Genomic DNA, 22070 nt, shown 5'->3' on the forward strand with positions numbered 1-22070 from the left:
AGCGACCGGGAGAGGGGACAGGACACCCTCGTTCAGTACGGCGACGCGTGGATGGGGATCGCTGTCACTCCTGTATCGAACGATGTGCACGCGAATCCTCGCCTTCGAAATCTGGACAAAGCGCACAAGATCGGTGACGGTGTGATTGTAATCGTTATCGATTACGTTTGCGAGAGTCGGAATGATCGGAGTGAACGGGTGACCACGGTGAGGCGGGAGTCCGGAGCGGCGTACACCGATCCGGCCGTGCCGGTGAGCGAGCGCGTGGCGGATCTGCTGGGTCGGATGACCCGGGAGGAGAAGCTCGCGCAGTTGGGGAGCGTCTGGGCGTTCTCCCTGATCGAGGGAGGCCGATTTTCGGCGGAGCGGGCCCGCCCGGTCCTCCGCCACGGCCTGGGCCACGTGACTCGTGTCGCGGGAGCCACGAACCTCAAGGCGGCGGATGTCGCGCGGGTCGCCAACGAGATCCAGCGGTTCCTGGTGACGGAGACCCGGCTCGGGATCCCGGCGATCGTGCACGAGGAGGTGTGCTCCGGGGTGATGGCGCGGGAGGGCACCATCTTCCCCCAGGCCATCGGCGTCGCGAGCACCTGGGAGCCGGAGCTCAACCGGAGGCTGGCGGACGCCGTCCGTGCGCAGATGCGCGCGATGGGCGGCCATCAGGGGCTCTCACCGGTGCTCGACGTGGTGCGGGACCCGCGGTGGGGCCGCACCGAGGAGACCTATGGGGAGGACCCCCACCTGGTGGCCCGGATGGGTGTGGCGTTCGTCCGGGGCCTGCAGGGCGACTCGCTGACCGAGGGCGTCATCGCGACGGCCAAGCACTTCGTCGGTTACGGAGCGTCCGAGGGCGGACTGAACTGGGCGCCGGCGCATCTGCCGCCGCGCCTGCTGCGGGAGGTGTATCTGCACCCGTTCGAGGCGGCCGTACGCGAGGCGGGTCTCCAGTCGGTGATGGCCGGTTATCACGAGCTGGACGGCATCCCCTGCCACGGCAACGACGAGCTCCTCGGCGACGTCCTGCGTGGCGAGTGGGGTTTCGAAGGGACCGTCGTGTCGGACTACTTCGCCGTCGACGACCTCCACTCGTATCACCGCTTCGCCGGCGACAAGCGGCAGGCGGCGGTGCGGGCGCTCACCGCGGGCGTCGACGTCGAGCTTCCGGCGACGGACGCGTACGGGGACGCGCTCGCGCAGGCCCTCGACGAGGGCGAGGTCGGTGAAGCGCAACTGGACCGGGCGGTCTCGCGGGTGCTGCGGCACAAGTTCGAGCTCGGCCTGTTCGAGAACCCCTATGTGGACGAGACCGCGGTGGCGGTGACGGTCAACGCCGCGCCGCACCGGGAGGTGGCGCTGGAGATCGCCCGCCGCAGCCTCGTCCTGCTCAAGAACGACGGCATGCTGCCGCTGCGGCCGGGCACGGGAACGGTGGCGCTCATCGGCCCGAACGCCGACGACGCGCGGCACCTGCTCGGCGACTACTCCTTCGCGGCGCACGTCGAGTCGCTGATGCAGGCGCGCGAGCGCAAGGGCCTGCTCGGCCAGACGATGACGATCCCGGACGACCTCGAGATCGAGGAGAGCACCGACGGGGTGCGCACGGTGCGCGACGAGCTCGCGGCCCGCCTGGGCGACCGGCTGCGGTATGCGCGCGGGTGCGATGTGGCCGGCACATCGAGGGACGGTTTCGACGAGGCGGTCGCGGCCGCCGCGGCGGCCGACGTCGCGGTGCTCGTCCTGGGAGACCGCTCGGGGCTGACGCTCGGAGCCACGACGGGTGAGTCGCGTGACCGGTCCAGCCTGGACCTGCCCGGTGTCCAGGAAGACCTGGTGCGTGCCGTCGTCGCCACCGGCACCCCGGTGGTGGCGGTGCTCGTCGCGGGCCGGCCCGTCGGCGGCGACTTCCTGCACGAGAACTGCGCCGCGGTGCTGCTGGCCTGGCTGCCCGGGCAGACCGGCGCGAGGGCGATCGCCGAGGTGCTGCTCGGCGAGGTGAACCCGAGCGGGAAGCTGCCCATCTCCTATCCGCGCACCGTCGGCCAGATTCCCGTCTACTACGGGCACAAGGTGTCCGGAGGGCGGTCGCACTGGCACGGTGACTACGTCGACTCGCCCGTCAGCCCGCGATACCGCTTCGGTCACGGGCTCGGGTACGCCCCGTTCGTGGTCGAACGGGCCACGCTGGACCGCGCCGAGGTGATGGCGGGGGAGAGCGTCGCGGTGGAGGTCACCGTGGCCAACACCGGCGACCGGGCCGGCGAGGAGGTCGTCCAGCTCTACATACGCGACCCGCAGGCGTCGGTCACGCGGCCGGTGCTGGAGCTGAAGGGCTTCGCCCGCGTGTCCGCCGGGGCAGGGGAGCGAACGACCATCCGCTTCGACCTGCCCACAGACCGGCTCGGCTTTTATGACCGGAACATGCACTACACGGTAGAAGACGGACACATCGAGGTATATGTCGGCTTCTCCTCCGATGGCCACACCCATGCCGGCACGTTCACGATCATGAGTCCGGCCTATTTGGGGCGGGCTCAAAAGGGCGTACGGTCGTTGTAACAAGACGCTGACAGGCCTTGTGTTTGCTTTCGGTGTCGCCTACGTTAAAGGCCGGAAACGTAACCGATAACGATTGCAATGCTGAGAGGGCGGCATGGCCGAGGGCGGTTCGCCGGTGACGATGAGCGATGTCGCACGACTGGCGGGCGTCTCCACTGCGACCGTGTCGCGCGTGGTGAACGGGCGTTACGGCGTCAGCGCCAGCACCATCGCGCAGGTGCGTTCGGCCATCGAGCGGCTGGGCTACGAGTCGAGCCTCGTGGCGGCGAGCCTGCGGCGCACCCGCACCAACGTCCTCGGTCTGGTGACCCACCGCTTCCAGTCCTACACGGCCGAGGTGCTCAAGGGCGTCATGGACGCGTTGACCCAGTCGGGCTTCGACCTGATCATCTACGCCAACAGCGACGTCTACGGCACCTACTCCGAGGGCTGGGAGCAGCGGCACCTGACCCGTCTGTCGGGCACCCTCACGGACGGGTGCATCGTGGTCACGCCCTGGGGCGAGGTGCGGGCCAGCACGCCGATCGTGGTCATCGATCCGGTCAGGGACTCGGCGGTGCCGTCGGTGACGGCGGACAACCTCGCGGGCGCGACCACGGCGGTCGAGCACCTGCTCGGCCTGGGCCACCGGCGCATCGGCTTCATCGCGGGCCGTTCCAGCCTGGCGGCGGCGTGGTCGCGCGAGGAGGGCTACCGCAAGGCGCTGGCCGAGGCCGGCGTTCCGGTCGATCCGGCGTTGATCGGGCGAGGGGATTTCAACCCCGAGTCCGCGGTCCCGCTGGCTCGGGCCCTGCTGGAACGGCCGGACCGGCCGACGGCGATCTTCGCGGCCAGCGACGGGATGGCGCTGAAGGTGCTGGAGGTCGCGAAGGAGATGGGGCTCGACGTCCCCGGTGACCTGTCGGTGGTCGGATTCGACAACATCCCGGAGTCGGCGCTGGCGGAGCCGAGGCTGACCACCGTGGACCAGTCGATGTACCGGCTCGGATACGAGGCCGCGCACATGCTCAAAGCGCTGGTTACCGGTGAGTGGGAAGGCCCCCGCCAGATCCTGCTCCCGACGCGCCTGCTGGTCCGTGGCTCCACCGCCCCGGTGAGGGCCGCGACGAGACCATGACACAGACCCTCATCTGCGACGTCAGTTGCCGCTGACGTCGCAGATGAAAGGCATCCCCCTAGGAACGGAGGTACGAAACAAACCACCGCACATCCGCAGACGATTACGGCTGGCCGATCGGACCCCATCCGCAGCCAGCCATCCTAGGAGTGCTCAGTATGAATTTACCGTATCACGGCAGCGTACGCCCCATGGGCGTACGCCGGATCCCGGCGGCCATCGCCGCCGGAGTCATGGCGATGGCGGCGGTGTCGCTCGCACCGCCGCTGCCGGCGGCGGCGGCCGACACCCCCTGGCTGGTGGTGTCCGAGGACGGCTACGCGTCGTTCAGCGTCCCGGCGGACTACGTCCAGGCCAACGCGGGCCAGGTGTCGCAGGTGGTCATCGAGGGGAACTTCGGCCCCTCCTTCACCTGGGCGGAGTTCGGGCTCAGCCGCAGCGGCAACGCCTGGTCCGGAGTCCTCGGCCCGCTCAAGCCGGGGCTGTACTCCTACCAGGTCACGGGTGACGACACGAAGGGTCTCAAGGATCCGACGAACGCCACCAGCGTGGCCTCCGCGCCCCTGAGGAGCACCTTCTTCGTCGCGGGCGACTCCGCGCGCCTCCTGGCGGACGCGCCGCAGGGACAGGGCGGCAAGGTCGAGACCCTGACCTATGAGGTGAAGAAGCAGGAGCGGACGGCGCTGGTCTGGACGCCGCCGGGCTACCAGGCCAAGGGCCCCAAGGGGCCAGGCCCGAAGGAGCAGGGCCCCGCGGGTCCCGGTCCCAAGGAGCCGGGTCCGGCGGGTCCCGGTCCCAAGGAGCCGGGTCCCAAGGGCTACCCGGTGCTGTACCTGCAGTCCGGCGACAGGAGCGCCACCGACTGGCTCGACCTCGGCCGGGCCAAGCAGATCCTCGACAACCTGTCGATCCAGGGCTCCGCGGAGCCGATGGTGGTCGTGATCAGCGACGCCGAGGGGACGGCCGGCGACAAGGATCTGAAGGACCTGCGCAAGGCGGTCGGGGACAGATACAACGTCCTGCGCGACCCGGGGCACCAGGCGATCGCGGGTGTGGGCGAGGGCGGGACGCAGGCGCTGCGTGCCGCGCTGACCAGACCGGCTCAGTTCGCCTACGCCGGCTCGTTCTCCGGTCTTCTGGAGGACGGCGTCGCCGGGGCGGACCCGAAGGCGATCAACCGCGAGGTCAAGCTGGCGCGTCTGTACACCGGGAACGTGACCGACCCGGCCTACAACGCGACCGTACGCCTGACCAAGGCGCTCGACCGCGCCGGCATCAGGTATGAGTTCGACGGCGTCAATCCCGACGCCGGGGCGAACTGGAACGCCTGGCAGGAGAATCTGATCGATTTCGTGCCGCGGCTGTTCCACGACGTGTCGGATCACGGCCCGAGCGCCGGTCACGGGCCGCTGAAGGGCGAGTTCCACCCGCCGGCGGCGGGCACGACCCCGACGCCGTTCCTGAGCGAGGACGGTTTCGTCACCTTCGAGACCACGACCGACTTCACGGACGCGCAGCACGTCACCGTGTGGGCCAACGTGGCTCCCGGCGGAAGCTGGCTGCGTCTCCCGATGTCCCGTGAAGGCGACCGGTGGCGGACGACCGTGGGCCCGCTGGACCCGTGGTTCTACTACTACCGGCTGATCGTGGATCGGGTCGCGGTCAAGGACGCGTCGAACCCGACGAAGGTGACCTCGGAACCGGCCTGGAGCACCTTCCTCGTTCCCGGTGAGCGGTCGCGTCTGCTCTCCGACGTTCCCGCCGGGCAGGGCGGAAAGGTCGAGAGCCTGACCTACCACAGCAACGTGGCGAACCAGGACAGGACCGCGCTGGTGTGGACCCCGCCCGGTTACGACCCGGACCGCGCGGAGCCGTACCCCGTCTTCTTCCTCCAGCACGGCAGCGGCCAGAGCTACACCGACTGGGTGGAGATGGGCCGGGCCAAGCAGATCCTCGACCACCAGTTCCTCGACGGCGACCTGGTGCCGATGGTGGTCGTGATGGGCAACGGCAACGTGTCCAACTTCAACAAGGAGCTGCTGGAGAACATCGTTCCCGCGGCTCGGGCCCACTACAACATCTCCGACGACCCGTCGCAGCAGGCACTCGCCGGCCTCTCGATGGGCGGTGGACAGACGATCGGGGTGCTCAAGGCCTACCCGGGCCGGTTCGCCTACATCGCGGCGTTCTCGGCCGGGTTCGGCAGCGGCGCAGGCGTCGACGTGGCGGCGATCAACAGCGGGACCAAGCTGTTCCGCGTGTACGTCGGCGACGTGACCGACTTCGTGTACCCGTCGTTCATGGCGGGGCTGACCACGATGAACGACCTCGGTGTCCACTACGAGTTCGACGGAATCACCCCCGGACCGCATGGGTGGGACGTATGGCAGAAAAACCTGATCGACCTCGCACCGCGCTTGTTCAAGCGCTGATCAGAAAATAACGTCAAAAGCACCGGATCACCGGTGATGGACATCGTCACGCAAGTGAGCGTGTTAGCGCTCACATGAGAAATCGGCCCGGAAGGGCGGGGCGCGGATCGCGCCGTCCGCGCCTCGCCCCCGGGCCGCTGGTTCGGCCGCAGCGGCGGCGCATGACCCTTGTGCGCAGTGATCCCGGAGGGGACGTTATGTCAACGAAGACGAAAAAACTGTTTGCCACCGCAGCCACGCTCGCCGCCGCGTGCGTGCTCGCCGCCTGCTCCCCCGACGCGGGGAGCCAGAGCAGCGCCAGCGCGACCAACGCCGGCGGCGACACGGCCGGAAACAACGCGGCCGGAAACAACGCGAGCAACTGCACGAACACCATCACCAAGAAGGACCTGCCGGTCGTCACCTTCTGGGGCTGGTACCCCAACATGCAGCTCGTCGTCGACAACTTCAACAAGCAGAACAACGAGGTGCAGGTCTGCTGGACCAACGTCGGTCAGGGCGGCGACGAGTACGACAAGTTCCAGACCGCGATCTCGGCGGGCACCGGCGCGCCCGACGTCATCATGATCGAGGCCGACCGGATCCCGACCTTCCAGATCCAGAAGGCGCTCGTCGACATCAAGAACTACGGCTTCGACGCGGTGAAGGCGAACTACAGCGAAGGCGCGTGGAAGGACGTCTCGATCGGCGGCGCGGTCTACGGCGTGCCGGTGGACGGCGGCCCGATGGCGATGATCTACCGGAAGGACATCTTCGACAAGTACAAGATCACGCCGCCGAAGACGTGGGCCGAGTACGAGCAGGCGGCACAGAAGGTGAAGGACGCCGGCGGCCCGCTGTTCGGCGACCTGGGCGCGAACGTCCCGGCCGTCATGATGGCGCTGCAGATCCAGAAGGGCGCCAGTCCGTACACCTATGACCCGGCCCAGCCGGAGACGATCGGCATCGCGCTGAACGACCAGGCGTCCAAGGACGTGCTGGACTACTGGGGCAACCTCGCCAAGAAGGGCCTGGTCGGGACGCAGGACCAGTTCACGCCGGAGTACATCGCCGGTGTGGTCAACGGCAAGTACGCGACGTACATCTCGGCGGCCTGGGCGCCCGGATACCTCACCGGCGCGGGCGTCGGCAAGGGCAAGGACACCGGCAAGTGGGCGGTGGCGCCGCTCCCGCAGTGGGATCCCGCCAACCCGGTGCAGGTCAACTGGGGCGGGTCGGCCTTCTCCGTGACGAGCCAGGCGAAGAACCCCGAGCTCGCGGCGAAGGTGGCGTACGGCCTCTACGCGGACGACGAGTCGCTCACCGACGGCTGGACCAACCAGATCATCTTCCCGCTGAACCTGAAGGCGCTCAACAGCCCCGACTTCGTGAACCTGAAGGTGAAGTTCTTCGACGGCCAGCAGGCGAACAAGGAGGTCTATGTCCCCGCGGCGAACGCCTACACGGGCATGACCTACGCGCCGTTCGGCCAGTACTACTTCGACGCCATGACGAAGCAGATCAGCGCGGTCATCGACGGCTCCATCACCGGTGCGCAGGCGGCCGACCGGATCCAGGAAGACGTGGTGAACTACGCCAAGGAGCAGGGTTTCACCGTCAAGTAGCCGACCCGGGTGGGCCGCGCCGTCCTCGACCGGCCGGCCCACCCGCCACTCCCCAGCATCGAACCCCTCGGAGCCCAAGATGACCCTCCTGATCGAGGAGAGTGCATCGAGCACTCAAGAAAAAACGCGCAAGGTCCGCGGAAAGGTGCGCCTCCGCGAGCACCTCATGGGGTGGCTCTTCGTCGGGCCATTCGGGATCGTCTTCCTGGCCTTGCTCATCGCGCCGCTCGGGTACGCCCTGTATCTCAGCCTCTGGCAGAAGAAGCTGATCGGGGGCACCAGCTTCGTCTTCCTCGGCAACTACGTGAAGGCGTTCACCGACCCGACCTTCCTCTCCGGGGTGTGGTTCGTCGTCCGCTTCTCCCTGGTCGCCATCCCGCTGCAGATCCTCGTCGCGCTCGCGATGGCACTCATCGTGGATGCCGTGACCTCGCTGTTCACCCGGTTCTCCCGCCTCATGATCTTCCTCCCGTACGCCATTCCCACGGTGATCGGGGCGGTCATGTGGGGGTTCCTGTACAGCAAGAGCTTCGGGCCGCTCACCGACATCTTCGGGCTGTTCGGCGCCCCCGCTCCCGACTTCTTCAGCAAGAACCTGATCTTCTACGGCCTGATCAACGTCGTCACCTGGCAGTGGGCCGGTTACTACATGATCATCCTGTACGCGGCGCTCCAGGGCATCGATCCGTCGCTCTACGAGGCCGCCCGCATGGACGGCGCCAGTTCATGGCAGATCGCGCTCCGGATCAAGATCCCGCTGATCGCCCCCGCGCTGCTCCTGATCCTGGTCTTCTCGCTCATCGGCACCCTGCAGTTCTTCAACGAACCACAGATCCTGCGATATCTGGCCGCCGGCACGATCGCACCGGGATTCACCCCCAACATGTACGCGTACCAGCAGGCGTTCGGGCTCGCGAACTTCAACTACGGATCGGCGATCTCGTTCGCGCTCGGCGGGGTCGTGTTCGTCTGCGTCTACGCGTTCCTGTTCTTCACCCGCAAGCGTAGGAGCTTCTTCTGATGACCGGCAGCGCCGGCGCACGCCGCCGTTCCCAGCGCCACCTTCCCCTGCAGATCTTCCTCGGCTTCCTGGTCGTGTATTTCCTGGTGCCGTTCTGGTGGGTCATCGTCAACAGTTCCAAGGACGCCCCCGGCCTGTTCGGCGGGAGCAACACCCTGTGGTTCGCCGACCAGGTCGACTACTTCGGCAACCTCCAGCGGCTGTTCACCTACGACGGCGGCATCTACGGCAGGTGGATCCTCAACTCCACGCTGTACGCGTTCGCGGGCGGGATCGGCGCCACGATCCTGTCCGTCATGGCCGGATACGGATTCGCCAAGTATCGGTTCGCCGGCCGGCGTTTCAGCTTCTCGGTCCTGCTCGGCGCGTTGATGGTGCCCGCGACCGCCCTGGTGATCCCCACCTTCATGATGTTCTCCGGGCTCGGCCTGACGAACACGATCTGGGCGGTGATCCTCCCGTCGCTGCTCAACCCGTTCGGCGTCTATCTGATGCACGTGTACGCGCGCGACGCCGTTCCCGACGAGATCCTCGACGCGGCGAAGGTCGACGGCGCGGGTGAGCTGCGGACGTTCCTTCAGGTCGCCTTCCCGCTGATGCGGCCGGCGGTGGTCACGGTGCTGCTCCTGTCGGCCGTGGCGTCCTGGAACAACTACTTCCTGCCGCTCGCCATGCTCTCCGACAACCGCCTTTTCCCCGTCACCGTCGGGCTCGGCCTCTGGCAGGGCATCGCCTCGGCGAACAATTCGGGCAGTACCTCCCTTTGGAGCCTCATCATCCTGGGCGCGCTCGTGTCGGTGATCCCGCTCGTCATCGCCTTCTTCACCCTCCAGCGGCACTGGCGCGGCGGACTGTCCGTCGGGGGCCTGAGATAGCCGGTCGTCCACCAGTTGATCAGCATGTAGAGAAAGGTGTCCCGATGTCGATGACCAACCGTCCGCTGCGCAGCCAGGAGTGGTTCGGCGCGGAAGGGCGCAACGGGTTCATCCATCGATCGTGGATGCGCAACCAGGGGTTCGCCGACGACGTCTTCGACGGCCGGCCCGTGATCGGCATCGCCACCACATGGTCGGAGCTGACGCCGTGCAACGCCCATTTGCGCGACCTTGCCGAGGCGGTGAAGCGCGGGGTGTGGGAGAGCGGAGCCCTGCCGCTCGAGTTCCCGGCGATGAGCCTGGGAGAGCCGGTGATGCGGCCGACGACCATGCTCTACCGCAACCTGCTGGCCATGGAGGCGGAGGAGCTCATCCGGGCCAACCCGCTCGACGGCGTGGTGCTGCTGTCCGGCTGTGACAAGACCACACCCGGGCTGCTCATGGGCGCGGCCAGCGTCGACCTGCCCACTCTGATGGTCACCGGTGGCCCCATGCTCAACGGCAAGTTCCGCGGCCGGGACATCGGGTCGGGCACCGACGTGTGGCGTTTCACCGAGGAGATGCGGGCCGGCCGGATGACCGCGGCCGACTGCGCCGAGGCGGAGATCTGCATGTCCCGCAGCCGCGGGCACTGCATGACCATGGGGACCGCCTCCACGATGGCCTGTGTCGCCGAGGCGCTGGGCGTCCAGTTGCCGGGGTCCGCGGCCCTTCCGGCGGTCGACTCCCGGCGGTACGCGCTCGCGCAGGCCGCCGGGCGCCGGATCGTGGCCATGGTGCAGGAGGACCAGCGGCTGTCCACCGTGCTCACCCGCGAGGCCTTCGAGAACGCCATCCGGGTCAACGCCGCCATCGGCGGCTCCACCAACGCCGTGGTGCACCTGCTCGCGATCGCCGGGCGCCTCGGCGTCCCCCTGGCGCTGGAGGACTTCGACACGCTCATCGCCGAGGTGCCCATGCTGGTCAACCTCATGCCCTCCGGCACCTACCTGATGGAGGACTTCGCGTACGCGGGCGGACTCCCGGCGCTGATGAAGGAGATCGCCTCCCTGCTGCACCTGGACCACGTCACCGTCAGCGGAAAGAGCGTGGCCGACAACATCAGCGGCGCGCAGTGCTGGAACCGCGAAGTCATCGGCACCATGGAGAAGCCGTTCCAGGCCGCCGGCTCGGGCACCGTCGTGCTGCGCGGGTCGCTCGCGCCGTCCGGGGCCGTGCTGAAGGTCTCCGCCGCCTCGGCCCATCTGCTCCAGCACACCGGACCGGCGCTCGTGTTCGACCGTATCGAGGACTACGTCGCCGCGGCCGACGACCCGGACCTGGACGTCACCGCCGACACGGTCATCGTGGTGCAGAACGCCGGACCACGCGGCTACCCCGGCTTCCCCGAGGTGGGCAACATGCCCATGCCGCGGCGGCTGCTCCAGGAGGGGGTCACCGACATGGTCCGGATCTCCGACGCCCGCATGAGCGGCACGGGGTACGGCACCTGCGTCCTGCACGTGGCCCCGGAGGCGTCCGTGGGCGGTCCCCTCGCACTCGTCCGCACCGGCGACCTGGTTCGTGTCGACGTTCCGGCGCGGAGCCTGGACCTGCTGGTCGACGAGGCGGAGCTCGAACGCCGCCGCGCCGCCTGGCGGCCCCCGCAACCGCCCGCCACCCGTGGCTGGGTGCGGCTCTACAGCGAGCACGTGATGCAGGCCGACCAGGGTGCGGACCTCGACTTCCTCGTCGGCGGCAGCGGCAGCGCCCCGCCCCGTCACTCCCACTGACCGGCCACCACGGGTGACAAGTAGAGACGGCCGATGTCGAGGATCGGCACGCTTCATGGCGGCCAGACCTCGACACCGGCACGTCAGCCGGCGTGTGCTCCAGGTGGCGACGAGGGCCTGGAGTCCGGAGACCCTGATCGGCGATATGCGCGCCAGAGGCTCAGGGCGTAGGGCGCGTCGCGTGGTCCTCGACCGTCAGGCGGTCACCGGCCGAGCCGGTCAGATGGGACAGTGGGCACTATGAAGACCATTCTCAACGTCATCTGGCTGATCTTCGCCGGTCTGTGGCTCGCGTTAGGTTACGTCGCGGCGGGGATCCTCTGCTGCGTCCTCATCATCACCATCCCGTTCGGCATCGCGTCGTTCCGGATCGCCGGTTACGCGCTGTGGCCGTTCGGCCGGACCATCGCCGACAAGCCGTCGGCCGGCGCGTGGTCGACGATCGGCAACGTCATCTGGCTGATCGTCGCCGGGATCTGGCTGGCGATCGGGCACATCGTCACCGCGATCCCGCTGTTCGTCTCGATCATCGGCATCCCGCTGGGGATCGCGAACCTCAAAATGATCCCGATCTCGCTGATGCCGCTGGGCAAGGACATCGTCCCCGTGACCCGCGCTTAGGCGACCGTGACCCGCAGTTTGAGTTCGGATAGAGGCCTTACATTCGCGTTCCGGTGACGACTTGCCGGCAAAGGGCGCGTCACGAGGACGAAGACGCCGCGCGCTCCTCCCGCCCGCGCTTGACATGGCTGACTGACCGGGTGGTTTATGGATTTATGGGGCATTTGGTCGATGCCGATCATCAAACTGGGGATTGGTCCGGTTTTCGCGATCGTCGTGGCCGGGTTGGCGTGGCCGCGACGCGCTGGCCTCCGCCATCGATCAGCCCGAACCGTGGATACGCGCCTCGGCCGCCGAAGACCTCGGCGTCCTGCTGGCCACCATGTCCACTGCCAAGGCCGTCGACGTCCTGGACCGGGCGCTCGACGGCTACGAACAGATCGGTGCGCTCTCGGACGCGGCCCGCGTACGGGCTCGGCTGCGGGCGCTCGGTGTGCGGCGCCGCCACTGGAACCAGCCCCAGCGGCCGACATCGGGATGGGAGAGCCTCACCGACACGGAACGCGCCGTCGCCGGCCTGATCGCCAGAGGCATGACCAATCGCCAGATCGCCCAGCGGATGTTCCTCTCCCCGCACACGGTGTCCACCCACCTCCGCCGGATGTTCGGCAAACTCGACATCGCATCCCGCACCGAGTTGGCCCGCATCGTCGCCGAAAAGTGCCCTGAGCTCGTCAAGGGTGGTTGAGCGCCGGCCGCCGTATCGGGCTATTGAGCAGGCACTCGACAGGAGCTGACGAATGCACTCTGAACCGCACGAAGGTGCTTCTCCCCGGGTTTGGAGGGAACGGCTGCGCCACGTCTACTGGATCGGCGGCGGGAGCGGAGCCGGAAAATCCACCATCGCCCGGCGCATCGCCGAGCGGTACGGAATGCGCCTGTACGACACCGACGCGGCCATGCCCGGCCACGCCCGCCGCATGCCCGTGGAACAGGCCCCCTACCTGGGCAGGTTCGCGGCCATGGACATGGACGAACGCTGGGTGGCCAGAAGCCCGCGCGAGATGCTCGACACCTTCCACTGGTTCCACGGCGAAGGATTCGAGCTGATCATCGAAGACCTTCTCGCCCTCCCCACCGACCGGCCGGTGCTCGCCGAAGGGTTCCGGCTGCTGCCCGGCCTCGTCCACCCCCTGCTCGCCGAAGCGGACCATGCCGTATGGCTGCTGCCGGCTCCCGATTTCCGCCAGGCGGTGTTCGACAGCCGTGGCGGACCGGCATGGGGATTCCTCGCCAAGACCGGTGACCCGCAGCGGGCGCTGCAGAACCTGCTCCAGCGCGACGCACTGTTCACCGACCGGCTCGGCAAACAGACCAGTGACCTGGGCCTCAACGGGCTCAGGGTGGCTCCCGAGGACACCGAGGAAGATCTCGAACGGCGAGTCTCCGCGCTGTTCGGTCTTGAGACGTGAGCCTTCGACGCGGGGTTCAGCCGCCGAACGGGCGCGGGTGGCGCGATCGTGCCCCTGACGTACCCGCGGTCGGATGGGCGGTGACGTACAGACCCTGAGACGTGCGAGCGTGCCAACGGTTTCGGAGATCTCGCGTTCCACCGGAACAGAGACGAAACCGAGGTCCGATTTCGGCCTGCTCGCTGAACTGTTGACCATTAGCGCCCCGATCTGGCCGCCGTGGAGACGCGGGGGACCGCGCGCAGGATCTACGTGAGCGTCTGCGTGAGTTCATTACGGTGTTCGGTGTACACCACCTGGCCGCGAGCCCCGTTCACCAGAGGCATGTACGGCGGGACATGGCCACACTCGACATCAGCGATGATCGGTACGGCGAGGCCGCCGAGCGCATCGAGCACCGCCTCATGCTGGGTAAGCGAGTCGATGCCCGGAGCCCGGGTGCGGCCGACGAGCACGGCGTTCGCGTTGGTGAAGAATGCAGCCATCCGCATCCCGTGCAGGTTCCTGCAGATGGTCGCCGCGTCATCGGCGGACGCCTCGACGTAGACGAGCAGCCCTTCGGGGGCCGTGGTCGTTGCGAACGACGCGATGTCGCCGTACGGCGTACCGGTGAGGTTGCACAAGGTCTCGATGCACCCTCCGATCAGCCGGCCCTCGGCCCGCACCCCGTGCAGCGGCCGGCGCGCTGACATGTCCGGTGCCGTGCGGATCTCTTCCTCTGTCAGCGCGGTCTCGCGCGTGAGCCTTATCCGTAATCGCAGTAGTCGCCGCTGCCTCCGGTCAGGTTTCTCCCGAAGGCCACGTCGGTGTCACTGGAATACGCGCGGGTCATCGGTGGGAGGGGGTATTCGCGGACCCGCTCGTCCAGGGCGGCCAGACGCGCGTTGTCGCGCCACACCGGAATCATCGCCAGGATGAGCAATCCGGCGATCGGCACCAAGATCGCCGCTAGGCATCCGGTCCAGCATCCCCACCACGGCCGATTCATGATCGCACCATAGGACGGGCGTGCCCTCGCTTCTACCGTTCGATCACCCCGCCTGGTGGCCGAACGGCGCATCGAGTTCGTGAAGGTCGGTCAGCATGTCCGCATCTCCGAGCCGGCAGTGATCGCCTTCGTCGTCGCGATGGAATGACTGGTGATCTACTCTTTCCGGCCAGGGAAACAGGGGTGCAGGTCTGGGATGGCGAGGGACCGTGAGTCTCCGCGATTCACCGCTGATCGCTGTCCGTTCTGGCACGCATCTGGCACGGACGCCGCCCGTACGGGCGCTGACCTGGGCTTGGGGCCGGTCACGAGTGACCGTGGTCGCCCCTTCCTTACTCTCCTTGATGGCCCGCTAATGGGCCCGGCGAACTGCCTGCGGGCTGGGCTCCGGTGAACCGCAGCATCCTTCCCGGGATTCCGGCGTGCTCACCTTGGCGTCGACGCACGGCAAGAGCTCGCGATCGTCTTGCTGGACGGTCCCGCGCCGTACAACTGCTGAATCAGCCGCACACGGTCGACCGCCGCGTTGTCATAGAGCCGCTGCCCGCTTTCACTACGCGTTGAGGCGAGCAACCCCTGCTCCTCGTAGTACCGGAGCGCCCGCACACTCACGCGTCATGCTCGCCAGGTCCCCGATCCGCGCGGTGATCCGCCTCACAATACTTGCCTCTGACGTCAACGTCAGGTTTTAGCGTAAGGTCATGCAGATCAACGGCTCAAAAGCCCTCGTGACCGGCGCCAATCGCGGGCTCGGCAAAGCGTTCGCCGAGGCTCTTGTCGCCCGCGGTGCCACCACGGTCTACGCCACCGCCCGCCGCCCCGACCACATCAACATCCCCGGCGTCGTGCCCCTCCGGCTGGACATCACCGATCCGGCGTCCATCGAGGCCGCGGCCACCGAGGTAGGCGAGCTCGACATCCTCATCAACAACGCGGGCATCTCCACAGAGGCCCCCTTGCTCGGGCCCTCCACGGAAAACGTCCGCCGCGAATTCGAAACGAACTTCTGGGGCACACTCAACGTCACCCGGGCCTTCGCCCCCAGACTCGCCGGCGGCGCGATCCTCAACGTCATCTCGGCGCTGAGCTGGTACGCCTTCGCCCCCGCCAGCAACGGCTACGCCGCCTCGAAAGCGGCGGAATGGTCCCTCACCAACGGCGTCAGACTCGAACTGGCCGACCAGAGAACCCAGGTCACCGCCTTGGCCCTGGCCATAGCCGACACCGACATGATGGCCGCCTACGACATACCCAAGCTCCCACCCCACGAGGTGGTCGCCATGGCCCTGGACGGTCTGGAAGCGGGCAAACTCGAAGTGATCGCCGACACTCCCACCGCCAACGTCAAGGCCTCCCTCTCGCGCGACCCCGCCCTCTTCTATGCCGACATCGCCGCCTCCCTCTTCGGCTGATACCTGCCCTCTGAACTGCGGAAAGCTCTGGTGAGGTGACCGGCGCGTACGCCACTGCTCGGGGTCCGCGTTCCGGCACATCCAGCGCGGGCTTGAACGCCTTGTCGAGCGGTTCGCGCGCCCGGCCCGTGGTCTCGGGGGCCAGGTGCCGTACAGGTCGACGCGGGCTTCCAGACCCCCTTGTCGACGTGGTCGCGGCGGGGCAACGTGCCGCGAGGAGCGGACTCGGGCTCCCTCGTGCGATGAGGAAGCGCTACGTGAGGCTGTCGCTGATGAAGGCGAGGGTGAGCTCTTCCAACCTGCGGAGGTCGGAGCCGGGGAGGTCGCGTAGCGGGCCCTTTCCGGTGAGGACGGCCATCCCGTGGACTGCCGACCAGATGGGGTATTCGATGCCGTCGCGGCGCCCCGGGGTGAGTACGCCGGCGTCGACCAGTTCGTCCAGCACGGTACGCAGTTGGCCGAGAGGGCTGCGGTCCGGTTCGTCGTTGTCCGCGGCCCTGTAGGCGTGTTGCTGCGGCAGGGCGAACGCGGTTGCGAACAGGCCCGGTTCATCGTGAGCGAAGCGAAGGTAGGCCGCTCCGATCGCGCCGAGACGGCGGCGGGCCGCGATGGGGTCGCCGTGCTCGCCGGGCACGCGGGCGACGTCGGCGGCCATGCGGTCGCCCAACTCGCCCATGGCCGCGCCGCAGACCGCGGCGAGGAGCTCATCGCGGTCTGCGAAGTGGCGGTAAGCGGCGTTGGGCACGACGCCGACGATCCGGGTCGCTTCGCGAAGCACCACGGCATCGGGGCCGCCGGTGCGGGCGAGTTCGAGCCCTGCGGCGATCAGGCCGTCGCGGACGGCGCCCCGGGGACGCCGTCGCCTTGCCGGGGGGTTTTCCGCTGCTGGTCCGCCCGTGCTCACCCGGCCACGATATCAATGTGGACGCCGTCCACTAATCAAGCTAAAGTGGACGGCGTCCACTAAATCTTGACGGAGGGCTGACGGACGCGGAGGCCGCCGCGATACCCGACGCACTCCCGGTCTTCCAGCACGTGGTCGCGGCAGGGCCATGACGATGAGACGACCACCCGACCCGAACGGACAACCCCATGACCAGGATGAGCTTGCTGCTTGAACGCAACGAGCAATTCGCTCGCGACCACGCCCCGGTGCCGCTCGGCCCACCGGCCGCCCAGATGCTTGTCGTCACCTGCCTCGACCATCGAGTCGACCCCGCGATCGTCCTTGGGCTTCGGCTCGGAGACGCTCCCGTAATCCGCAACGCAGGCGGACGCGTCACCCGGGCCGTGATCGACGACATCGCCTATCTCGCCTTCCTGGCCGAGAGGGTGTTCGGCGTCTCTGACAGGCTTTTCGAGGTGGCTGTTGTCCACCACACCCAATGTGGAACGGGCTTTCTGGCCGACCCGGCCTTCCTGCGTGACGCCGCTCTGGCGACTGGCGTATCCGAGGCGGCTTTGGGAGCCACCGAGGTCGCCGATCCACAGGCCACCGTGAGGACCGACGTCGCGCGACTTCTCGCGTCGCCTGTGCTCTCACCCAAAGTGAGCGTCTCCGGCCACGTTTACGACATCGGCACCGGACGAGTCACGACCGTTCTCGACGCCCGATATCCCCGGCCAGAGGACGCATGACGTCGATGGCCGAGTTCCACACCTTCCGGCAGAGACTTCACCTCTGACGACTTCTGAGCCGCGCTCGCAGAGTATGCGGTATGGGACTTACCACCGGCTCCCCGCCGTCTGGCTAGTCGGCACGCTCCAACGACAAAGAGCTGCTCGCCGGGGCGATCTTGGCGACGGCGGCCGAGGACGAGCACACCATCGCGAGTAACCATGCCGAATTCCCGGAGCCGGTGACGAGGATCCCGCAGAACGGCCGGTGCTCACCGTGGCTCAGGTCTTCGACCTGGCGGACCGGGTCGCCGTCGTCCTGTCGGCAACGCTGGCAAGCGCAAGAGCGGGGCGTACCGGCTGAGGTTGCGGCGGCACGGCGAGATGCCGGCGCACCCTGAGATCTTCGCCACACGAGGCGAGGCGGAAGGGGCGCTATGGAAGATGGGCGCGGATAGGCGGCCCGGCTGCACCGACTGACCGACGCTTCCGCGCCCTGGTGCTGCTCGCCACCTTCGCGAGCCTGCGGTGGGGTGAGGTGAGCGCGCTACGACGTGCTGCCAAGGGCAGGGATCGTGCGATCGCTGACGATGGGCGAGATCGTCATGCAAGGCCTCGGCGCGAAGGACGACGACAATGATCCGCCCCTCGCCAGCGGTCCCTGTGCCTGAGGTCTGTCGGTCGACTTGTCAACAAGCAACCACGGTAGGTTCTCACCGCTCCGGCCCAACGCGGCGCCAGGACGATGGCATCGTCCGGCCGAGGGGCTTGTAGTAGCTGAGCAGGATGGTCACGAGCAGCACCCCGGAAGCTCCCCCGGAGTCCACGACCAGCCCGTACGTGTCTGAGGGAACTCCTCCGGCCAGTGCCACACCGGCGGCCGCGGAGAGCGTGGGCACGAGAACGAACATGGCCAACAGCGTGCCGCCCGCGGTGAACACCAGCGAGATGAGCACCCACCAGTAGCGCAGCAGCCCCCACGGGGTGAGCAACCCCAAGGCGACGCCGGTGGAGAGGGCGAGCAGCGCCAGGGGCAGGACGAGGAACTCGCCGAGCATGTATCCGGCCGGATAGACGGTCAGCGGGTTCGACCCCTGCCACCCCGCGACGGCCAGAGCGAGTACGGCGGCGTCGGCGCCCAGCAGTCCCAGCGAGGCGACCACATGCACGATCCGCAGGGCCTTGCGCCAAGGTGGTGACAACCGGGTCCTGGGCCGGCCGTTAGGCTCACGCCTGCCTGCCGGCTGTTCTCCCGCCTGCTCTGGGAACCGGGGGTCGGCGGTGCTGTTCACTGGAGGTCCCTTCCTGGTCGGTTACGACGCGTGCTGTGGGTGGCGCCAGAAGGCGCACTGGTGACTGCTCATGAAGTTCACCGGATGCACATCTTGCGGACCGGACGCGAGCGAGAGGACCGTACCGCCGGAGTGGTAGGCCGCCCAGTGGGGTAGCCCCGGCAGGTTGGGATCGCCGGTCGCGGCGAAACGCGTCCAGTAAGCGATCATGTCGCGTGACAGCCTCTCCTGTGCGGGAGAGAGCGCCAGAGGCGGGTTAGGGCCCTCCATGAGGTACGGCAGCTCGGCCGCGTGCCCGGCTCCGAGCGGGAGGCCGACGATCTCCTGCCCCGAGTTCTCGGCGAACTCGAAGGCATAGACGGGCGCACGCCAGGCCGCCGCGTCGTCCGCCGGAAGCTGCGAGCAGGCGCCCAGTTTCGCGCCCCAGTCGGTCAGCACGGTGGCCAGTGCGAGGCTCGGTGTGGGGAAGCCGGCGACCGGATAACGATCGAGCACGGCGTCGGAGTCGTCCCCGAAGAGGTCGGCGAGTATCTCCGGATACTGCTGTGCCGTCACGGGTCGGCCCTGCGCGTCGAACTGCACCGCCACGAAAGGCCGCATCTCGTCATGGGTAGCCCCCTGGAGGAGGGGGACCGGCGCGGCCAGGCCGCGGCGCAACGCCTCCAGCGGCTGCGTCGGCAGCGCGGGCGTGCCCGCCGTGAAGATCCAGGGCATGTCACCGATGCGGCCGGTCGCGGTGAAGACCTGATCGGAGCCGATGGGGAGCAGGTCGGCCACGGGCTTGGCCCGCAGGCACGTCGCAGTCCGGGTGGCGCACCCGAGGTCGGCGGCGATCTTCGTGGCCCGCGCCCGCGCCGCCGCCCGGGTGACGAAGGCGTTGCCGCAGGGGCCGCTCTCCACGATCGCCTTGTGGAACAGGCCGCGCGATCCAGGCGCTGCCAGATGGGCGCACACGCTGAAACCGCCCGCCGACTGGCCGAAGATCGTCACGTTGGCGGGATCGCCGCCGAAGGCCGCGATGTTGCGCCGCACCCAGCGCAGTGCCGCCTGCTGGTCGGCGAGCGCGTAGTTGCCCTCGTACGGGTCGCTCATGGCCGGATGGTCCAGGTAGCCCAGGGCTCCCAGCCGGTAGTTGAGCGTCACCGTGACGACCTTCCCCTGGGTGGCCATCCGGCTCAGGTCGTACTCGTTGCCCGCGCCCGACACGAACCCGCCGCCGTGGACCCAGACCATGACGGGAAGCCGCTCGTCCGGCCGGGAGGCAGGCGTGGTGACGTTGAGGAACAGGCAGTCCTCATCGCCGAGCGGCTGCGGTGGCCGATCGGGGCCGCCTCCGTCGAGCTGGGGGCAGGGACTGCCAGGTTTGGTGGCGTCACGCACGCCTGCCCACGTCGGCGCGGGGCCCGGTGCCCGCCACCGCCGATCGCCGGTCGGCGGGGCCGCGTACGGGATCCCAGAGAACGTCCGGTGGTCGGAGCCGCGGAGACCGTGCACGGCGCCCTGGGCGGTTCGCACGAGGGCCGGATCCTGATCACCTGCCACCCGTGCGTGGGCCACGCCGCCCAGCGGAACCATCAGGACGGCGGCGAGGACAAGCAACAGCGGCTTTCTACGCATGCGGCCAGGCTTTCGGCTTTCGGGTTGTTCCGCGTCGTCTCGCCGGCGGTCCCGCGACTACGTCTTCTGTCGTATGCGAAACAGGGGACGGCTCCGAGAGCGCGCACGATCTTCCGCAGGGCCTTCCTGATCACCTGCATGCGCGGGGGGCCGGCGGCGAAGTCGCCCGCGTCGACCATCTGGAAGGCGCGGTCCGGGTCGCCGGGGGCCGGCACTTTGCCGCCCCGCGCCATCCGGTCCAGCCGCCACAGCAGGTGGCCCACGTTCTTGTAGGGGCCGACAAGCAGGCCGCAGTTGAGGATCAGCGAGCGGTCCGCGCCGAACCGCTCCAGCACCGCGCATTCGCACCCGGCCTTCAAGTGGTTGCCTGCGGGCTGGCCGGGCGGGGTGTCGGCAGGACAGGGGCACGTGAGGGCGTCCCCGTCGGGGCGTTCACCCCAGTCCGAGAACGCGTGGACGGAGGAGACGAACGTGTAGTGGCCGGCGCGCTCGCGTAGGAGCCCGGCGGAGAGCAGTACGTCGCTCGGCTGCTCCCCGGATGTGTCCACCAGCTCCGGCCCCTGGCCGGCCGTTCCAGGTCGGCAGAGGAGGTGCGGTCGCCCCGTACGGCTTCTGCACCTGGCTGGTCGGGCCCGCTGAGCCCCGGTTGAAGGTCGTCACCTCATGGCCGCAGCGCTTCGGAGACGTAGGCACGCCCGAGGAACGACGAACCGCCCAGCACGACAATCTTCATGCGGCCGGCCTCCCGCCGCACTCATGCACCGAGCACCTCCTTCGCTCTGAGCCGTACCGGTTTCATCGCCTTCGCGAGTTTGCGATGGGGAGAGGTGAGCGCGCTTCGTTCCCGCATCCCGCTGAGATGGGCTCCCGATCGCGCCGGTACCGCACCGGGCGTAGACGGGCCGCCGCCCATGGGACGATGTGCGCGCCCAAGGGCTGTGGAAACGATGGCCGGATGCTGCCCCACTCGTGCGGCCCTCGGCGACGTCTGGGGCCTCGCGTTGATGCACCTGGAGGCGTTGAACTCCGGCTCGCTCTTCGCCCGAGAAGGGTCTGAGCTCCCCCTGTAGCGTGGAGACCGAACCTGGAGAGAAAGTTCCTCGGGTGAACTGGCCGTCGGGCCACCCAAGTCCAAGACGGGACGGGACGGCGGACCATGGGCATCCCGCAAGCGATCGTCCCCGCGCTGCGTGAGCACCTGGCGACCTACGTCCAGGACGATCCGGGCGCGCTGCTCTTCCCTGGTGCCAAGGGCGGCCCGCTGCGGCGCAGTGGCTTCAACACCCGTACGCGGTGGGTGGACGTGGTCAAGGAGATGGGTCTCCCCGGTCTTCACTTCCATGATCTGCGTCACACCGGAAACATGCTCGCCGCCGAGTCGGGCGCGGGGCTCAAGGACCTCATGGCCCGGATGGGGCACGACAACGTCCGAGCCGCGATGATCTACCAGCACGCCATACGCGGTGCCGACAAGACGATCACGGACGCCATCGACCGGCACATCGGCGAGGCGGCGGGTGACCAGGACGAGGGTGGTTCGGAGGCGGCCCTGGTCCCCGTGGGCTAATTGCACGGAAGATCGAACAGGTGCCAGAAACGATCAGGGCCCGGGTTGGGATTGACTCCCTGACCTAAGCCTTCGTACGTGGAGCGGGTGACGGGAATCGAACCCGCGCTGTCAGCTTGGGAATCGTATGGATCACGCCTCGTAGGATGGCTGACCTGCGCTTCGGG

General features: G+C 68.2%; 20 protein-coding genes. 13 read left to right on the forward strand and 7 right to left on the reverse strand.

Annotation, left to right across the window (positions count from 1 at the left end):
• Positions 1-198 precede the first annotated feature (198 nt).
• From HCK04_RS37230 to HCK04_RS37275, 10 genes are all read left to right on the forward strand, one after another.
• Positions 199-2556, forward strand: a complete 2358-nt coding sequence (locus tag HCK04_RS37230; protein WP_205831186.1) for a glycoside hydrolase family 3 N-terminal domain-containing protein — start codon at positions 199-201, stop codon at positions 2554-2556.
• 94 nt (positions 2557-2650) lie between these two features.
• On the forward strand, positions 2651-3673 hold the full coding sequence (locus HCK04_RS37235) for a LacI family DNA-binding transcriptional regulator (protein WP_142652051.1): 1023 nt from the start codon (positions 2651-2653) through the stop codon (positions 3671-3673).
• Between the two features lie 158 nt (positions 3674-3831).
• Complete coding sequence (locus HCK04_RS37240) at positions 3832-6105, forward strand: alpha/beta hydrolase-fold protein (protein ID WP_142652053.1); 2274 nt, start codon at positions 3832-3834, stop codon at positions 6103-6105.
• Between the two features lie 197 nt (positions 6106-6302).
• Complete coding sequence (locus tag HCK04_RS37245) at positions 6303-7709, forward strand: extracellular solute-binding protein (RefSeq protein WP_142652055.1); 1407 nt, start codon at positions 6303-6305, stop codon at positions 7707-7709.
• Between the two features lie 79 nt (positions 7710-7788).
• Positions 7789-8730: a sugar ABC transporter permease gene (locus HCK04_RS37250; RefSeq protein WP_142652057.1), complete on the forward strand. Its 942-nt coding sequence runs from the start codon at positions 7789-7791 to the stop codon at positions 8728-8730.
• Positions 8730-9605, forward strand: coding sequence for a carbohydrate ABC transporter permease (locus HCK04_RS37255; protein ID WP_142652059.1), 876 nt, complete (start codon positions 8730-8732; stop codon positions 9603-9605). The genes HCK04_RS37250 and HCK04_RS37255 overlap by 1 nt, the downstream gene beginning before the upstream one ends.
• A gap of 44 nt (positions 9606-9649) precedes the next feature.
• The gene (locus tag HCK04_RS37260) at positions 9650-11377 is read left to right on the forward strand and encodes an IlvD/Edd family dehydratase (protein ID WP_185949105.1); all 1728 of its coding nucleotides are present in this window, start codon (positions 9650-9652) and stop codon (positions 11375-11377) included.
• A 240-nt stretch (positions 11378-11617) separates the two neighbouring features.
• A complete protein-coding gene (locus tag HCK04_RS37265) occupies positions 11618-11998 on the forward strand; it encodes a YccF domain-containing protein (protein WP_142652061.1) in 381 nt (126 codons plus the stop codon).
• 322 nt (positions 11999-12320) lie between these two features.
• Positions 12321-12686: a helix-turn-helix transcriptional regulator gene (locus HCK04_RS37270; protein WP_142652063.1), complete on the forward strand. Its 366-nt coding sequence runs from the start codon at positions 12321-12323 to the stop codon at positions 12684-12686.
• Between the two features lie 52 nt (positions 12687-12738).
• On the forward strand, positions 12739-13410 hold the full coding sequence (locus tag HCK04_RS37275) for a shikimate kinase (RefSeq protein ID WP_142652065.1): 672 nt from the start codon (positions 12739-12741) through the stop codon (positions 13408-13410).
• Between the two features lie 248 nt (positions 13411-13658).
• Here the strand turns inward: HCK04_RS37275 and HCK04_RS37280 are convergent, their stop codons facing one another.
• From HCK04_RS37280 to HCK04_RS37295, 3 genes are all read right to left on the reverse strand, one after another.
• Entirely contained in the window at positions 13659-14102 is a 444-nt protein-coding gene (locus HCK04_RS37280) for a hypothetical protein (protein ID WP_142652067.1), read from the reverse strand.
• 53 nt (positions 14103-14155) lie between these two features.
• Positions 14156-14398, reverse strand: a complete 243-nt coding sequence (locus HCK04_RS37285) for a hypothetical protein (protein ID WP_142652069.1) — start codon at positions 14396-14398, stop codon at positions 14156-14158.
• Positions 14399-14824: 426 nt separating this feature from the next.
• Positions 14825-15010, reverse strand: coding sequence for a MerR family transcriptional regulator (locus HCK04_RS37295; protein ID WP_312845793.1), 186 nt, complete (start codon positions 15008-15010; stop codon positions 14825-14827).
• Between the two features lie 89 nt (positions 15011-15099).
• Here HCK04_RS37295 and HCK04_RS37300 point away from each other — a divergent pair, with 89 nt between their 5' ends.
• Complete coding sequence (locus HCK04_RS37300; RefSeq protein WP_142652071.1) at positions 15100-15810, forward strand: SDR family oxidoreductase; 711 nt, start codon at positions 15100-15102, stop codon at positions 15808-15810.
• 253 nt (positions 15811-16063) lie between these two features.
• On the opposite strand, the gene HCK04_RS37305 is transcribed toward HCK04_RS37300, so the two are convergent.
• Complete coding sequence (locus HCK04_RS37305) at positions 16064-16714, reverse strand: TetR/AcrR family transcriptional regulator (RefSeq protein WP_142652073.1); 651 nt, start codon at positions 16712-16714, stop codon at positions 16064-16066.
• Positions 16715-16911: 197 nt separating this feature from the next.
• On the opposite strand from HCK04_RS37305, the gene HCK04_RS37310 reads away from it, so the two are divergent.
• Positions 16912-17448: a carbonic anhydrase gene (locus HCK04_RS37310; RefSeq protein WP_205831187.1), complete on the forward strand. Its 537-nt coding sequence runs from the start codon at positions 16912-16914 to the stop codon at positions 17446-17448.
• Positions 17449-18140: 692 nt separating this feature from the next.
• On the opposite strand, the gene HCK04_RS37315 is transcribed toward HCK04_RS37310, so the two are convergent.
• The 3 genes from HCK04_RS37315 to HCK04_RS37325 all read right to left on the reverse strand — a co-directional run bounded on the left by HCK04_RS37315 (position 18141) and on the right by HCK04_RS37325 (position 20884).
• Positions 18141-18629, reverse strand: a complete 489-nt coding sequence (locus HCK04_RS37315; RefSeq protein WP_142652077.1) for a hypothetical protein — start codon at positions 18627-18629, stop codon at positions 18141-18143.
• A 111-nt stretch (positions 18630-18740) separates the two neighbouring features.
• Complete coding sequence (locus HCK04_RS37320; RefSeq protein WP_142652079.1) at positions 18741-20336, reverse strand: carboxylesterase family protein; 1596 nt, start codon at positions 20334-20336, stop codon at positions 18741-18743.
• Positions 20294-20884 (reverse strand): hypothetical protein, encoded by a 591-nt coding sequence (locus HCK04_RS37325; protein WP_142652081.1) that lies wholly within the window; start codon positions 20882-20884, stop codon positions 20294-20296. Before HCK04_RS37325 ends, HCK04_RS37320 begins: the two co-directional genes overlap by 43 nt.
• Before the next feature lie 608 nt (positions 20885-21492).
• Between HCK04_RS37325 and HCK04_RS37330 the strand changes: the two genes are divergently transcribed.
• Positions 21493-21903 (forward strand): tyrosine-type recombinase/integrase, encoded by a 411-nt coding sequence (locus tag HCK04_RS37330; protein WP_142652083.1) that lies wholly within the window; start codon positions 21493-21495, stop codon positions 21901-21903.
• Positions 21904-22070 lie beyond the last annotated feature (167 nt).

The organism is Microbispora sp. CL1-1, assembly GCF_012034195.1.
GTDB lineage: Bacteria > Actinomycetota > Actinomycetes > Streptosporangiales > Streptosporangiaceae > Microbispora.